At 68.8% G+C, this 13182-nt stretch carries 16 protein-coding genes and 2 pseudogenes; 11 read left to right on the forward strand and 7 right to left on the reverse strand.

Annotated features, from left to right (window positions below; translation table 11 throughout):
- Positions 1–96: 96 nt before the first annotated feature.
- The 4 genes from ACWDEX_RS15715 to ACWDEX_RS15730 all read left to right on the forward strand — a co-directional run bounded on the left by ACWDEX_RS15715 (position 97) and on the right by ACWDEX_RS15730 (position 2130).
- Positions 97–504 (forward strand): hypothetical protein, encoded by a 408-nt coding sequence (locus tag ACWDEX_RS15715; RefSeq protein ID WP_450463913.1) that lies wholly within the window; start codon positions 97–99, stop codon positions 502–504.
- 3 nt (positions 505–507) lie between these two features.
- Positions 508–993: a thiol-disulfide oxidoreductase DCC family protein gene (locus tag ACWDEX_RS15720; protein ID WP_450463914.1), complete on the forward strand. Its 486-nt coding sequence runs from the start codon at positions 508–510 to the stop codon at positions 991–993.
- Positions 994–1004: 11 nt separating this feature from the next.
- Positions 1005–1763: a TetR family transcriptional regulator gene (locus ACWDEX_RS15725; RefSeq protein WP_450463915.1), complete on the forward strand. Its 759-nt coding sequence runs from the start codon at positions 1005–1007 to the stop codon at positions 1761–1763.
- A 130-nt stretch (positions 1764–1893) separates the two neighbouring features.
- Positions 1894–2130, forward strand: a complete 237-nt coding sequence (locus tag ACWDEX_RS15730) for an SCO4848 family membrane protein (RefSeq protein ID WP_450463916.1) — start codon at positions 1894–1896, stop codon at positions 2128–2130.
- A 59-nt stretch (positions 2131–2189) separates the two neighbouring features.
- Here the strand turns inward: ACWDEX_RS15730 and ACWDEX_RS15735 are convergent, their stop codons facing one another.
- Positions 2190–2870 (reverse strand): NAD(P)-dependent oxidoreductase, encoded by a 681-nt coding sequence (locus tag ACWDEX_RS15735; protein ID WP_450463917.1) that lies wholly within the window; start codon positions 2868–2870, stop codon positions 2190–2192.
- Between the two features lie 56 nt (positions 2871–2926).
- Positions 2927–3937, reverse strand: coding sequence for an EamA family transporter (locus tag ACWDEX_RS15740; protein ID WP_450463918.1), 1011 nt, complete (start codon positions 3935–3937; stop codon positions 2927–2929).
- An 80-nt stretch (positions 3938–4017) separates the two neighbouring features.
- Here ACWDEX_RS15740 and ACWDEX_RS15745 point away from each other — a divergent pair, with 80 nt between their 5' ends.
- Together ACWDEX_RS15745 and ACWDEX_RS15750 are read left to right on the forward strand one after the other, a co-directional pair.
- The gene (locus ACWDEX_RS15745; protein ID WP_450463919.1) at positions 4018–4914 is read left to right on the forward strand and encodes a LysR family transcriptional regulator; all 897 of its coding nucleotides are present in this window, start codon (positions 4018–4020) and stop codon (positions 4912–4914) included.
- Positions 4915–5026: 112 nt separating this feature from the next.
- Positions 5027–6280: a D-alanyl-D-alanine carboxypeptidase family protein gene (locus ACWDEX_RS15750; protein WP_450463920.1), complete on the forward strand. Its 1254-nt coding sequence runs from the start codon at positions 5027–5029 to the stop codon at positions 6278–6280.
- Here ACWDEX_RS15750 and ACWDEX_RS15755 read toward each other — a convergent pair.
- A complete protein-coding gene (locus ACWDEX_RS15755) occupies positions 6228–7139 on the reverse strand; it encodes a YihY/virulence factor BrkB family protein (protein ID WP_450463921.1) in 912 nt (303 codons plus the stop codon). The two genes, ACWDEX_RS15750 and ACWDEX_RS15755, sit on opposite strands and share 53 nt — an antisense overlap.
- 116 nt (positions 7140–7255) lie before the next feature.
- Here ACWDEX_RS15755 and ACWDEX_RS15760 point away from each other — a divergent pair, with 116 nt between their 5' ends.
- Positions 7256–8020 (forward strand): SDR family NAD(P)-dependent oxidoreductase, encoded by a 765-nt coding sequence (locus ACWDEX_RS15760; RefSeq protein ID WP_450463922.1) that lies wholly within the window; start codon positions 7256–7258, stop codon positions 8018–8020.
- A 192-nt stretch (positions 8021–8212) separates the two neighbouring features.
- On the opposite strand, the gene ACWDEX_RS15765 is transcribed toward ACWDEX_RS15760, so the two are convergent.
- The gene (locus tag ACWDEX_RS15765) at positions 8213–8848 is read right to left on the reverse strand and encodes a TetR family transcriptional regulator C-terminal domain-containing protein (RefSeq protein WP_450463923.1); all 636 of its coding nucleotides are present in this window, start codon (positions 8846–8848) and stop codon (positions 8213–8215) included.
- 92 nt (positions 8849–8940) lie between these two features.
- Between ACWDEX_RS15765 and ACWDEX_RS15770 the strand changes: the two genes are divergently transcribed.
- The 4 genes and pseudogenes from ACWDEX_RS15770 to ACWDEX_RS15785 form a co-directional block, all read left to right on the forward strand.
- Complete coding sequence (locus ACWDEX_RS15770) at positions 8941–9420, forward strand: ester cyclase (RefSeq protein WP_450463925.1); 480 nt, start codon at positions 8941–8943, stop codon at positions 9418–9420.
- The gene (locus ACWDEX_RS15775) at positions 9417–9911 is read left to right on the forward strand and encodes a DUF3237 domain-containing protein (RefSeq protein ID WP_450463926.1); all 495 of its coding nucleotides are present in this window, start codon (positions 9417–9419) and stop codon (positions 9909–9911) included. Before ACWDEX_RS15770 ends, ACWDEX_RS15775 begins: the two co-directional genes overlap by 4 nt.
- A 532-nt stretch (positions 9912–10443) precedes the next feature.
- Positions 10444–10977, forward strand: a complete 534-nt coding sequence (locus ACWDEX_RS15780; protein ID WP_450463927.1) for a VOC family protein — start codon at positions 10444–10446, stop codon at positions 10975–10977.
- Between the two features lie 145 nt (positions 10978–11122).
- Positions 11123–11317: pseudogene (locus ACWDEX_RS15785) on the forward strand (transposase family protein); the annotation flags it as partial.
- Between the two features lie 55 nt (positions 11318–11372).
- On the opposite strand, the pseudogene ACWDEX_RS15790 reads toward ACWDEX_RS15785, so the two are convergent.
- From ACWDEX_RS15790 to trpS, 3 genes and pseudogenes are all read right to left on the reverse strand, one after another.
- Positions 11373–11432: pseudogene (locus ACWDEX_RS15790) on the reverse strand (hypothetical protein); the annotation flags it as partial.
- A 12-nt stretch (positions 11433–11444) separates the two neighbouring features.
- On the reverse strand, positions 11445–12026 hold the full coding sequence (locus tag ACWDEX_RS15795) for a 2'-5' RNA ligase family protein (RefSeq protein ID WP_450463929.1): 582 nt from the start codon (positions 12024–12026) through the stop codon (positions 11445–11447).
- 117 nt (positions 12027–12143) lie between these two features.
- Positions 12144–13157, reverse strand: coding sequence for a tryptophan--tRNA ligase (trpS, locus tag ACWDEX_RS15800; RefSeq protein WP_450463930.1), 1014 nt, complete (start codon positions 13155–13157; stop codon positions 12144–12146).
- Between the last annotated feature and the right edge of the window lie 25 nt (positions 13158–13182).

Consider the following 13182-nt stretch of genomic DNA (forward strand, 5'->3'; position numbering starts at 1 on the left):
CCCCAGGCGCGAGTTCGAGTGAGTTGAACATGTTCAAAAGGAGGGCTACAGTCATTCTCGACAGCGTTTTGAACGCGTTCAAGGAGGGGTGGGGCAATGGACCTCACGGTCATCGCTTACGTCATCTATCTGCTGGTCAGCATCGCCCTGACGGTATGGGTCGCGCGCACGCTCAGCCGCAACGGGCGGATCTTCCTCGAGGACGTCCTGCACGGGAACGAGAAGCTCGCCGACGCCGTCAACCACCTTCTGGTGGTGGGCTTCTACCTCGTCAACCTCGGTTTCGTCGCGCTGTACCTGAACAGCCACGACAGCATCGACAACGCACGCGGCATCTTCGAGGCCCTGTCCACCAAGCTCGGCGTGGTCCTGCTGGTCCTCGGCGTGATGCACCTGGGCAACGTGTACGTGCTCAACAAGATCAGGCGGCGCGGGGTGATGGAGCGAGAGCAGGTCCCGCCGGTGGAGCCGCAGGGCTGGGTCGCGCCCTCGACGGGGGTCTGAGCCGTGACGGCCACCAAGGTCCGGGACGCCTCGCGCGTCCCGGTCCGGGGACTCACCGTCCTGTACGACGCCGGGTGCGCCCTTTGCACCTTTGTGTGCGACTGGCTGAAAGGGCAGCCGAAGTTGGTGCCGCTGGAACTGGTTCCGGCCGGTTCACAGGAGGCCCGCCGGCGCTTCCCCGGGCTCGACCACCGCGCCACCCTCGACGAGATCACCGTCGTCGGTGACGCCGGTCAGGTCTACCGCGGCTCCGCCGCCTGGGTCGTGACGCTGTGGGCGCTGCGGGGACACCGGGCCCTCGCCCACCGGCTGAGCACCCCGACGGGCGCCAAGCTGGCCAAGGGCGCGGCGCTGGCGGCCGCCAAGTGGCGCGGGGGGCAGTGGGGCGGAGGGGCCTACCGGATGGCTGACGGCTGGACCTACGACCCCGCGAGAGGGTGGACGTACACCGGACCGGGGTGTGACGGCGGCAACTGCGCCACTCGTTAGGCTCTGTGTTCGTGCCTTCGAAGAACCACCGCGCCGACGAGGGCGGTACGCCCACCAAGTCCGAGCAGACCCGTGCGCTCATCCTGGAGACCGCGATGCGGCTGTTCCAGGAGCGCGGCTACGACAAGACGACGATGCGGGCGATCGCCAAGGAGGCCGGTGTCTCCGTAGGGAACGCCTACTACTACTTCGGCGGCAAGGAACATCTGATCCAGGGCTTCTACGACCGGATCGCCGCCGAGCACCGGGTGGCGGTGCGGGAGGTCCTGGCGCGCGAGACCGATCTGGAGGCACGTCTCGCGGGTGTACTGAAGGCCTGGCTGGACATCGCGACCCCGTACCACGAGTTCGCGGTGCAGTTCTTCAAGAACGCCGCCGATCCGGACAGCCCGCTCAGTCCCTTCTCCCCGGAGTCGGAGCACGCGCGCGTGGAGGCCATCGGCATCCACAAGGAGGTGCTGGCGGGGGCGAAGACGAAGGTGCCGGAGGAACTGCGGGAGGTGCTGCCCGAGTTGATGTGGCTCTCTCAGATGGGCCTCGTGCTGTACTGGATCTTCGACCGGACCGAGGGGCGTGAGCGCAGCTACCGGCTGGCCGGGCGCGGCGCCCGCCTCACCGCGCGGGGCGTCCTCCTGGCCCGCTTCCGAGTACTGCGGCCCCTCGTCCGCGATGTGCACGAGTTGTTCACGGACTTCCTGCCGGGGATGACGAAGGCGCTCCCGGACCCGGCCGCGCGACGGGGAGCAGCCGCCTCGGACGACCAGCCCTGAACGGCTGTGCCCGGTCAGCCGCCCCCGAACCTCGCGATCGCCCTGCGGGCGAGCCCCGGCGACAGAACTCACGGGGACAGGTCGGATACTGGCAAGAGCACGGCAGCCCCACCATGAAGGACACCGCCCGATGAAGCTCAGCCGCCCCGTCTCCTGGTTCCTCACCGTCTTCGGCGCCTGGTCGTGGGTGATCTGGACCACCTTCACGAAGAACTTGTTCAAGGACGCCAGCGGGCTTGCCTTCGAGGACGGCAGCCCGACGGCGTACCTGTGGGTGCACTTGGCGCTTGCCATCGTGTCGTTCCTCCTGGGCACGGCCATCGGCGTGATCGGTCTCCGTGGACTGCGGGCGCTCCGGCGCGGATGACCCATGCCGGGCCCGCTCTCACGGGCAGGTCGCGTTCGACGGCCTGCCTGTCGGTCGGCTCACGCCGAGGGACGTCCGTCATGGTGGGCGACCGTGATGTGGTGGTCGGTGCCAGGGCTCTCGAGTTCGTCGACCACGGCGACGGCCAGGTCCTCGGCGCTGATCCACGACTGACCGTCGGCGCCGGTGAGCAGGGTGTCGGTGCCCCGCCGGTAGCGGCCGGTCCGTTCGCCGGGCTCGAGCAGGGCCGGCGGGCTCAGGTAGACCCAGTCCCCACCGGCATGGGCCTGGCAGGTCCGCAGTTGAGCGATCCCGGCGGCGGCGACGCTCTTCCACTCGGCAGGCACATACGCGGGATTGTCGGCGACCAGCAGATCAGGGTCGTCGGGGCTGCGCAGCACTCCGGCACCGCCGACCACTAGCACGCGGATCCCGAGCTGTGCGGCGACGTCCAGCACCGTACGGGTAGCGCCGACCAGGAACTCCTGGTCGACCGGGTTGGTCCGAACGCTCACCACGACGGCGTCCGCGGCGCCGCTCGCGGCGGAGCCTGCGAGCGCCTCGCGCACGGCGTGTGAGTCGTTCACGTCGACCGCGACCGGCGCCACGTTCGGTCCCTCGTGCACAGGCGTCCGGGACAGGGCGAGCACCCGGTGTCCGCGTGCACCGGCCTCACTGGTCAGCCGGCTGCCCACCATCCCGCTGGCACCCAGCACCGCGATCGTCATACCTGCCCGCATCGAACCCTCCTCCATCGAATCTGTCGTTGCCGAGCCTGTTGTCGTCGGACCGGTCGTCATATCCGGCTCCCTTGCAGGTGTGCTTCGCGTACCTGGTCACCGTGCGCCTGGTCTTCTCGCGCCTGGCCTTCTCGGATGTGACCTGCCGTCGGCCTGGTGGGCGCCGTGCTCGTGGTGCGCGGGGTGCGGCGGAGCAGTTGGGGGGAATTGAGCTGTGCGGCGAGCATGGCGGCCAGGGCGAGGGCGAATCCCAGGATCTGCGGCAGGCTCAGCGACTCGCCCAGCACGGTGCCGACGATGGTCGCCACCAGCGGAGAGACCAGCACCAGCGGTGCGGACGCGCCGACCGGCAGCTTGCCGATCCCGCGGAACCACAGCGTGTAGGCGATGAGCCCGCCCATGCTGCCGAGCCACAGGTAGCCGCCCACCGCTCCGGCGTCGATCTGCTGCGGGACCCCCTCGACGGCGAGGGTGATCGGGAGCAGCAGCAGGCCACCGGCCGTCAGTTGCCAGCCGGCCAGGGTCAGCGGACCGACGCCCTGGGGGCGGCCCCACCGCTTGGTGAGGACGAGTCCGGTGCCCATGACGGCGGTACCGCCGAGGCCGGCGAGGACACCGACGGCATCCAGCCGGGCCGTGGGGCCGAGCACGACGAGTCCGACGCCGAGGACACCGATCACACCCCAGGCCAGTCGCCACAGGGTCGGTCGGTCACGGAGCACGGCGACGCCCAACCCGGCGACCAGCAGCGGCTGGGCGGCGCCCAGTGTGGCGGCAACGCCGCCGGGCAGCCGCTCGGCCGACAGGAACAGCAGCGGGAAGAAGGCGCCGATGTTGAGCACGCCGAGCACGGCGGCCTTCCACCACCAGTCTCCGCGCGGGAGCACCCGGGTGATCAGCAGCGCGAGCAGCCCCGCGGGCAGGGCCCGCATCAGTCCGGCGAACAGCGGATGCCCGGGCGGCAGTAGCTGCGTGGTCACGGCGTAGGTGGTGCCCCAGGACGCGGGAGCCAGTGCGGTCAGTGCGACGGTTGCCACCGGCAGCGTGCGCGAGGTCAGCGAATTCATGTGAAGAAGTCTCAGCCGCGCCCCCATCATGAGTCCAAGACATGGTTGCCATACCAACTATGAACCAGGACGATGATTAGGTGGATCTCCAGCAGATGCGATACGTCGTCGCCGTCGCCGAAACTCGCAACTTCACCCGCGCGGCAGAGCGCTGCTTCGTCGTGCAGTCGTCGCTCAGTCACCGGATTGCCAACCTGGAGCGGGAGCTCGGGGTCAAGCTGTTCGCCCGATCCAGCCGCCGCGTCGAGCTGACCCGAGCCGGAGAGGCGTTTCTGGTCGACGCGCGCGAGTGCCTGGCCGCTGCCGACCGCGCGGTTGCGGCCGCTGCCGCCGCGACCGGTGTGATCCGCGGCCGGCTCGCCGTCGGCGTGATCGTGACCACGGCCGCCGTCGACGTACCCGAGCTGCTGCAGCGGTACCGCGCCCGGCACCCGGATGTCCGTGTCAGCCTCCGTTACGGACACAGCAACAAACTGGTGGCGGCGATCCGGGACGGCGACCTGGACATCGCCTTCCTCGGCCTGCCGGAGAGCGAAAGGCTCTCCGGTGTGGAATCCGTTGTCCTCGATCACGACAAGCATGTTCTGGTGGTGCCGACCGGGCACCGCCTCGCGGCCGCTTCTCAGGTCACGCTGCGGGAGATCGCCGAGGAGACGTTCGTGGACTTCGAGAACGGGTCACCCGGCCGGGCCCAGTCCGATGAGGCGTTCGCCGCCGCGGGCCTGGTCCGCAACGTCGCGTACGAGGCCGGCGTCATCGATCTGATGACCCGGCTGATCGCGCGGGGGCTCGGCATCGCGCTGCTGCCGTCGGCGTTCATCCGGCCGCGGGCCGCCGAAAACCCCGATCTGGCGCTGGTCCCGGTGGTCGACGGACCGCGTCGCATCGAGTACCTGGTCTGGAACCGGTTCAACCCCAGCCCGGCCACCCGGGCGATGCTCGACGTCCTCGGGGTCGGCCCACAGGCACAGCCGTAAAGGCTCAGCGGTTGCACGGATTGCGATCGCGTGGCGCAAACCCGTACACCGGCCGCGAGGCAACAGGGGTGCGGCGGGACTCGCCGCCCGACACCCTGTTACTTTCCCCACCGTGCCTGCCTTCAAGAAGATTGTCCGGCGTCGTCTGCCGGTCACCTCCGCTGCCGTGTTGTCCCTTTCGCTCACCATGTCCGCGACCGCGTTCGCGGACACCCGGAGCCCCACAGCCTCGCCGCCGACGTCGATGTCGACCGTCGGCGGCGAGCAACTCGGCAGACCGGGTACCCAGGTGAACCTCGGCGGCGGGGCCCCGGTGCTGCCCAAGGACCTCACCGCGCGCTCCTGGATCGTCGCCGACGCCGAGTCCGGTGACGTCCTGGCCGCCCACAACGCGCACTGGCGACTCGCCCCGGCGAGCACGCTGAAGATGCTGTTCGCGGACACCGTGCTGCCCAAGTTCCCGAAGGACACGGAGCACAAGGTGGTTTCCTCCGATCTGGCCGGCATAGGCGCCGGCTCCAGCATGGTCGGGATAAAGGAGGGCGAGACCTACACGGTCCACGACCTGTGGCTCGGGGTCTTCCTGCGCTCCGGCAACGACGCGGTGCACGTGCTGTCCGCGATGAACCAGGGCGTCGAGCAGACCGTCAAGGACATGCAGGCGCACGCCGAGGAACTCCAGGCCCTCGACACGCATGTCGTCAGCCCCGACGGCTACGACGCCAAGCGGCAGGTCTCCTCGGCCTACGACCTCACCCTGATCGCCCGCTCCGGGATGCAGAAGAAGGACTTCCGGGAGTACTGCTCGACGGTGCGGGCACAGTTCCCCGGCGAGACCACGAAGAAGAAGGGCAAGAAGACCCGCTCGTCCTTCGAGATACAGAACACCAACCGGCTGCTGGCCGGGGACGGCGACGTCACGCCGTACAAGGGCATCGCAGGTGTGAAGAACGGCTACACCACCAACGCGGGCAACACCTTCACGGGCGTCGCCGAACGGGACGGCAGGGTGCTGCTCGTCACCGTCATGAACCCGGAGAAGAAGGAACACAACGAGGTCTACAAGGAGACCTCCCGACTGTTCGACTGGGGGTTCCGCGCGGTCGGCAAGGTGACACCGGTGGGTGAGCTCGTCGCCCCGAGGAGCGCGAGCACCGGTGCCACGCCCGGCGCGCGCCCGTCCGCCGCGGGCGCGGGCAAGGAATCCGTGGAGCCGGTTGCCTCCGCGAAGGGCGGCGGCTCCAGTGGGATGGGGGTGGCCCTCGGCATCGTCGGCGGAGTCCTCGTACTGCTCGCCGCGGGTGGGTTCCTGGTCACCCGCCGTTGGCCGCTGCCTGACCTGATGCGCCGTCGGACCCGTCCCTGACCGTGTCCGCACCGACGTTCTGCGTCGCCGTCCAGGCGGCGCAGAACAGGACGAGTTTGGCGGTGAGGTTGATCCACAGCAGCAGCGCGACCGGCAGCCCGAAGGCACCGTACATGCTCTTTGCGGCGACTCCCTGGAGGTAGCCGCTGAGCGACACCTTGAGCAGTTCGAAACCGATCGCGCCGATCAGAGCGGCGGTCAGCAGCCTGCGTCGCGGCGGCTCCACGCCGGGCAGCAGCGTGAGGGCGTACAGCAGGACCAGGAAGTCGGCGAGGACGGAGACGGCGAACGCGGCGACGCGCAGCAGGACGCTGCCCCAGTCGCCACTGACGAGGCCGAGCGGCCCGGCCAACCATCCGACCAGCGCGGAGGCGACGGTGGACGTGGCGAGGGTGACGACGACCGCGCCGCCGAGCCCCAGGAGCACCCCGGCGTCCTTGACCTTGCGCATCAGGGGGTTCTCGTCGCCGTCCGGCAGCTCCCACACCGCACGCAGACAGTCCCGGACCTGCCCCACCCAGTTGATGCCGGCGAACAGCAGCACGGCACCAGCGATGACGCCGACGGTGCCGGCGTTCTGGGCCAGGTTGTGGATGTCGAGCTGGCCGGAGATGCCGGGGAACTGATCGGCGATCCTTTTCTGCAGGTTGTTCTGCTGGGCCGTGCTGAGCGTCGCGGCGCCGATCGCCACGGCGACGGTCAGCAGCGGGAAGAGCGCCACGAAGCTGATGAACGTCATCGCGGCGGCGAGCCGGGACCACTTCACCCGGTCCAGGCGCTCGTACGCGCACCACGCGTGCGTGGCCATGAGGCGTGTGACCAACGGCCCGATGACAGGGAGCTTCTTCAGCCAGTCCATGATCTGATTCTCATCTCGGAGCGCTCGATGTGATGCATCGCCCATTCCGGTGAGGAGCCATGCAGAGCGTCGAGCTTGCTACGTTACGCCCGTTTTCCGGCGCTACGGTCACGGTCATGCCTGCCCACAAGGACACTTTCGGCACCCCTCGGTCCCTGCTGATTCTCGGCGGGACGTCCGAGATCGCGCTGGCCACCGCGCGCCGCCTCGTCACCCGCGGCGCCCGTACGGCATGGCTGGCCGGGCGCCCCTCTCCCTCGTTGGAGAGAGCCGCCGAGCATCTGCGCCGGCTCGGCGTCGACACCCGTACGGTCGCCTTCGACGCGCTCGAGCCCGAGGCCCACGAGAGCGCGCTCGGCAAGGTGTTCGCGGAGGGCGCCGTCGACCTGGTGCTGCTCGCGTTCGGTGTGCTCGGCAACCAGTCGACCGACGAGCGCGACCCGGTGTCCGCGGCCCGCGTCGCGCAGACCAACTACACGGGCGCGGTCTCGGCGGGCCTGGTATGCGCCGGCGCGCTCCAGGCGCAGGGCCACGGCTCACTCGTGGTGCTGTCGTCGGCCGCCGGGGAACGCGCTCGGCGCGCCGGCTTCATCTACGGCTCCAGCAAGGCGGGCCTGGACGCGTTCGCGCAGGGGCTGGGTGACGCGCTGCACGGCACCGGGGTGCACGTCATGGTGGTACGGCCCGGATTCGTCCGTACCCGCGGGATGTCCGGACAGGAGGTGGGACCGTTGTCCACCACGCCGGAGGAGGTCGCCACCGCCATCGAACTGGGGCTGCGCCGACGCTCGGAGGTGGTGTGGGTGCCCGGGACCCTGCGGCTGGTGATGTCGGCGGTGCGGCACCTGCCGCGACAGATGTACCGGCGGCTGACGGTCTAGCCGGCGGAGTTTGCCGGGCTTGCGCCGGCGGGGGCCTCGCCGGGAGCGGACCGGCGGTATTCCCTTCCGGCGGGCGGGGTCTGCGCTGTGCCTCGCAGCCGCGTCTGGCCCAACAGGCCCGGCACGCTCAGCACCAGCCGCTGCTTGAATGAACCCCCTCGGTGAACAAGATCACCACTCGCAGCTGGAGTCCTACCGGCGTGGTGGCGAGAGGAACTTACCGACAACGCGGCGAACCTTCGAGGCCCCGTCGGGTTCACCCAGGCGCAATGCCGTGTTGGCGGCGCTGAGTACCGCGTCGATTTGGAACGCAGCGAGATCCGGGTCCAGTTCGGCTATCTCTCCCGTGTCCACAGCGTGACGTAGCTCGTCGGCGAGCAGAGCCAGCCAGCCGCGCCGGTGGAGCAGCAGGGTGTCAAGAACTTTCCCGGGCCTGCTGTCGAAATCGGGAAGGCTGGCAGCCCAGAAGCACCCTCCGGCGAACAGCGGTGTCTCGGCGTAGGAGATCCAACGCTCCGTCAGTGCATGGAGCCGCGCTCGCCCTGCTTCTGCGGCCAGCGCAGGGCGGATGACAGCTTCATTGAACTCCTCGCGCGCCGACTCCGCGACCGCGAGCTGCAAGTTCTCCTTGGTCTTGAAGAGCGTCTGGATCCCGCTCTTGCTCAACTGCAGATCAGCGGCCAGGCGGCCGATGCTGAGCCCGTTGAGCCCCTCCAGCGAGGCGACGTCGACGCCGTGCCGGGCGATCTTGCGCCGGGCGCGAGATCCCCGGACGAGGCGCTGATCCACCGTGGTCTCGGCCGCGGCTTCAGGCGTGGGCACCGCCACTTGTGAACTCCTGTGCCTGCTCTGCTCGTGCATCGTTCCATCCTGTCATCCGCTTGCCTAAAACATACGACCGGTCGTACGTTTTAGGGAAGTTGAAGGAGGACGTCGTGGACCAACCACACATGTTTGACCTGGCGTGCGACCTCGCCATCGCCAAGAGCCGACAGGACATTCCCGCCGCCCTACGGCTGTTCCATCCGGACATGGTGCTGGAGACCCCGGCATTCGGCACCACCGCGCGGGGTCTGGCCGACAACGAGCAGGCGCTGCGCCGGTTCTTCGCCTCGTTCCCCGACTACGACGTCGACTTACAAGGCCACGCGAGTGACGGCGACACGCTCGTATGCTGGGGTACAGCACGGATGACCATGACGGGCACCCGGTTCGGCGTGAACCCCAACGGTAAACGTGCCGAGATGCCGGTATTCATCCAGTTCTCCTTCAAAGACGAACTCATTGCAGGCGAGCGGTTCTTCTTCGACCTGGCGACGCTGTGCGCCCAGTCGGGAGTCTCGACGGACGTGGTCCGGCGCACTCTCTTTCCCGCCCTCACAGGAGGTGATGCCGCATGACGACGGATCCGCGTGTGAAAGACGTCGGCGACATCCGGACAACGCACCTCTTTGACATGGTTGTCGACTTGAACCGCCGGCTGCCCATCGGTAGTGGCCCGTTCGGCCGACGCATCCTCTTCGGTGCCGCAGGCGGCACATTCCATGGCCCTGGGCTGCACGGCGATGTCCTTCCGGGGGGCGGCGACTGGGCCCTGTTCGCCCCTGATGGAACGATGAGCCTGGACGTACGCCTGACGCTGCGCACCCACGACGATGCCCTCCTGCACATGACCTATGGGGGCCGCTGGGTCACCCCGCTCGAGCTACGCGGCGCGCTGGCCGACCCCGCCGAGCGGTACCGGATCGACCCTGCCGACTACTACTTCCGTACCAACCCGCTCTTCGAGACCGGTGCCGAGCCCTACGCGTGGCTCAATGGCACGGTCTGTATCGGGTCGGGATACCTGGTCGAGGGCGGCATTGCTTACAAGGTCTCTCAGGTCCTGTAACGGGCGTTCATACGGTGGTAGGGACCTCAAGCGAACTTGGTCGGCGAACTACATCGACGACCTCGTCGGCCGCCGGCCCCCGAGGCCACGGCGGTCGGCGACGGCGGTAGCCAGCTGCCGGCCCAGGTCCACCGCATCCTGCAGGCCCAGATTCCCTTACGCCCTGGGGGGCAATAGGGAGTGGGTGAAGGAGCGGCGTCCGGTGCGGTCGATCGCAAGGCGCCGGAAGGTCCTCATAGCGGAGCTACTAGGACATTTCGGCAACGCCGCTGGGGGTCCCCCCTGCTCGAAGAGCTTGGGGGAGGCCGTGCCGGGCGTCGCGACGCCGCTCCCTATTGCCCCCCCCAGGTCGTTAATACTCCAGCCGGAGACCGTGAGCCTTTTCCAACCTGGGGCTGATGTGGTCAGGCCACGTCCTGGAGCCGTGCAGTGAGACCGGCCGCGCCCTGACATGCTGGCGATCTAGGACGGGATCAGACCTATTCCTTACCTATCCTCGCCGCCGGTAGGAATCATCAGCGAGAGGAACGCCATGCCGGAGCAGAGCAACGCCGCGCCCGAGGGCTACACCACGGTTGCACCCTGGGTCGTGACCGACGACACGGGGGCCTTCCTCGACTTCGTCACCCAGGCGTTCGACGGGGAGGAGCTCGGGCGGGTGGCGACCGAGGACGGCTTGATCGGTCACGGTGAGATCCGCGTGGGCGACACCGTCGTATTGGCCTTCGACCGGCGCGCGGACTGGCCCACCATGCCGAGCCTGCTCCGCGTGTTCGTCACCGACGCGGACCAGGCGTTCGCACGGGCCGTCGCGGCCGGCGGGCAGGTCGTCACCGCGCTGGCGGACAACGCCTTCGGACAGCGCGGCGGGCGCGTCAAGGACCCCTTCGGCAACATCTGGTGGGTGGTCAGCCACGTGGAGGACGTCGCTGAGGACGAGATGTGGAAGCGGCTGCAGAACCCCGTCTACGCCGAGGCCATGCGCGTGGCCCAGGAGACGCTCGACGCTGAGCTCAGCGGTCGACGTCACGGACGCAGCAGCGCGCCCGTCACGACGACCAGCTGATCAATGCCGGTCCGGGCTCCCCTGTGTCAGACCGGTTGGCGATGCGAAGTCCCGAGTGACGCTGGATCTCGGGTCATGCACAGAAGTGAAGCTCCTGGTAGACGAGTTCACGACCAAGATCACTCGCTCGACCAGGAGCTTCGCCGTGCTTGTCTACCCGTCCGCGATCGACCTGTCCAGCGCGCACCTGCGCCTCCTGACCCGGCGGCTCGCGGCACGCCGCCGACAGGTTGGCACCCGCTGGCGGCGCCTGCCCGCGTCTCGTCAGGCCCTGCTCGTCCTGGCTCACTTGCGCTGCGGTGACACCTACGCCCGGCTCGCCGCCTCCTTCGGGATCGGCGTGCTTCGCCGACAAGGGCTACCAGGGCGCCGGCGGGCTTCCGGACAACCGCTGTTCCTGCGTCCAGGTCGATACCCATCTGTGGCGGAGCGCCGTCGAGCGTGTCATCTCGCAGGACAAGCTCCTCTTAGGTGGCGGGAAGGCCGGTGGCGTTCTCGGGCGCGCCGGCCTGGGTCGGCACCACCGTGCTGCCGAAGGCGAACTCCCTCAGCTTGCGCCAGACGCCGTCCGCGCCCTGCTCGTAGAGCGCGAAGCCGGTGCAGGACCACGCGGCCTCGTAGCCGGCGAGTTCCTCGTACGCCCGGTCCATCGCCGCCTCGTCGATGGCGTGCGCCACCGTGACGTGCGGGTGGTACGGGAAGACCAGCTCGCACGCCATCGGCCCGGAAGCGTCACGGACCTGCTTCTGCAGCCACGCGCATGCCTCGGCACCCTCGACGACCTTGACGAACACCACGGGCGACACCGGCCGGAACGTGTCCGTGCCGGACAACCGCATCGGGAAGGGGCGCCCGGCCGCCGCGACCTCGGCGAGGTGCGCCTCGATCGCGGGCAGCCCGGAGGCGTCGACCTCCGTCGGCGGGAGCAGGGTGACATGCGTGGGGATGCCGTGAGCGGCGGCGTCGCCGAAGCCCGCGCGCAGCTCCTGGAGCAGGCTGCCGTGAGGCTCCGGGACCGCGATCGACACACCGATCGTTACGGTCCCCACGTCGTCTCCTGTCGTCGTGCTGGTGTTCTTCGGTGCTCCGCGCGGGCAGGGACGGCTGCCGGCTCGGTTCTCGACTGTACGGCGATACCTCCCCATATCGGGAGGTCGCTGCGGGGGTCAGTGCTTGGCGGGCAGGAAGCCCATCCGGTCGTACGTCCGGGAGAGGGTCTCCGCGGCGACGGCACGCGCCTTCTCCGCGCCCTTGGCCAGGATCGAGTCGAGCGTCTCGGGGTCGTCCAGGTACTGCTGGGTGCGCTCCCTGAACGGCGTCACGAATTCGACCATGACCTCGGCGAGGTCCGTCTTGAGCGCACCATAGCCCTTGCCGGTGTACTTCTGCTCCAGCTCCGCGACACCGGTTCCGGTGAGGGTGGAGTAGATGGTCAGCAGATTGCTGATGCCCGGCTTGTGCTCCACGTCGTACCGGATGACGGTGTCCGTGTCCGTGACGGCGCTCTTGACCTTCTTGGCGGTGGTCTTCGGGTCGTCGAGCAGGCTGATGACGCCCTTCGGCGTGGCCGCCGACTTGCTCATCTTGACCGACGGGTCCTGGAGGTCGTAGATCTTCGCCGTCTCCTTGAGGATGTACGGCCGCGGGACCGTGAAGGTCTCGCCGAAGCGGCCGTTGAAGCGCTCGGCGAGATCCCGGGTCAGCTCGATGTGCTGGCGCTGGTCCTCACCGACCGGTACCTCGTGGGCCTGGTACAGCAGGATGTCGGCGACCTGGAGGACCGGGTACGTGAACAGGCCGACGCTCGCGCGGTCGGCGCCCTGCTTGGCGGACTTGTCCTTGAACTGGGTCATGCGGCTCGCCTCGCCGAAGCCGGTGAGGCAGTTCATGACCCAGGCGAGCTGGGCGTGCTCGGGAACATGACTCTGGACGAAGAGCGTGCACCGCTCCGGGTCGAGACCGGCCGCGAGGAGCTGGGCCGCGGCCAGGCGGGTGTTGGCGCGCAGCTCCTTCGGGTCCTGCGGGACGGTGATCGCGTGCAGGTCGACGACCATGTAGAACGCGTCGTGGGTCTCCTGCAGGTCCACCCACTGGCGGACAGCGCCGAGGTAGTTTCCGAGGTGGAACGAGCCGGCCGTGGGCTGGATTCCGGAGAGCACGCGAGGACGGTCTGAAGCCATGTTCACCATTCTCTCAGGTCCGCGA

This window comes from Streptomyces sp. NPDC001020 (assembly GCF_053599115.1).

Bases quoted from the DNA above. Each gene is read 5' to 3' on its own strand.
- ACWDEX_RS15715 (WP_450463913.1), top strand. From the start codon at position 97: ATGGACCTCACGGTCATCGCTTACGTCATCTATCTGCTGGTCAGCATC.
- ACWDEX_RS15730 (WP_450463916.1), top strand. From the start codon at position 1,894: ATGAAGCTCAGCCGCCCCGTCTCCTGGTTCCTCACCGTCTTCGGCGCC.
- ACWDEX_RS15735 (WP_450463917.1), bottom strand. From the start codon at position 2,870: ATGCGGGCAGGTATGACGATCGCGGTGCTGGGTGCCAGCGGGATGGTG.
- ACWDEX_RS15740 (WP_450463918.1), bottom strand. From the start codon at position 3,937: ATGAATTCGCTGACCTCGCGCACGCTGCCGGTGGCAACCGTCGCACTG.
- ACWDEX_RS15755 (WP_450463921.1), bottom strand. From the start codon at position 7,139: ATGGACTGGCTGAAGAAGCTCCCTGTCATCGGGCCGTTGGTCACACGC.
- ACWDEX_RS15760 (WP_450463922.1), top strand. From the start codon at position 7,256: ATGCCTGCCCACAAGGACACTTTCGGCACCCCTCGGTCCCTGCTGATT.
- ACWDEX_RS15775 (WP_450463926.1), top strand. From the start codon at position 9,417: ATGACGACGGATCCGCGTGTGAAAGACGTCGGCGACATCCGGACAACG.
- ACWDEX_RS15780 (WP_450463927.1), top strand. From the start codon at position 10,444: ATGCCGGAGCAGAGCAACGCCGCGCCCGAGGGCTACACCACGGTTGCA.
- trpS (WP_450463930.1), bottom strand. From the start codon at position 13,157: ATGGCTTCAGACCGTCCTCGCGTGCTCTCCGGAATCCAGCCCACGGCC.